The organism is Corallococcus sp. CA041A (assembly GCF_003612075.1).
GTDB classification, from domain to species: domain Bacteria; phylum Myxococcota; class Myxococcia; order Myxococcales; family Myxococcaceae; genus Corallococcus; species Corallococcus exiguus.
The window spans coordinates 1-388 of record NZ_RAWF01000764.1; the positions used below are offsets into that span (position 1 = coordinate 1).

Below are 388 nucleotides of genomic sequence, written 5' to 3' on the forward strand. Positions count from 1 at the left end.
GGCGACCAGCGCCAGCGCTTCGGGGGTCAGAATGTCTTCATAGGCCGGCAGAATCTCAGCCTTGATCTCCATGCCTTGGGGCAGCGTGAGCGCCATGGTTGTTCTCCAGAGGATGATGTGAGGGTTGAACGCGCTTTGGTCTTACTTTGGCCCTATGGCTGGGCCGATTCAATGCAATGCCTTACGTCGCTTGTGTTGCCTGCACGAACTGCAGCAGATCGCGCATATCGTGGCCGGCCGCGGTAGGCGCCACGTCGAGTGCCTCGGGCGGATGCCCCAGGCGGTTGATCCAGAATGTTGTGAAGCCGTACCACGTCGCGCCGCAGGCATCCCAGCCATTGGACGAGACAAACAGAATCTGTTCCGCCGGCACACCAAACGCTTGTGG

Annotated in this window: 1 pseudogene; it reads right to left on the reverse strand. The window is 60.3% G+C overall.

Features of this window, described 5'->3' with window-relative positions:
• Positions 1–181 precede the first annotated feature (181 nt).
• Positions 182–388: pseudogene (locus tag D7V77_RS42985) on the reverse strand (hypothetical protein); the annotation flags it as partial.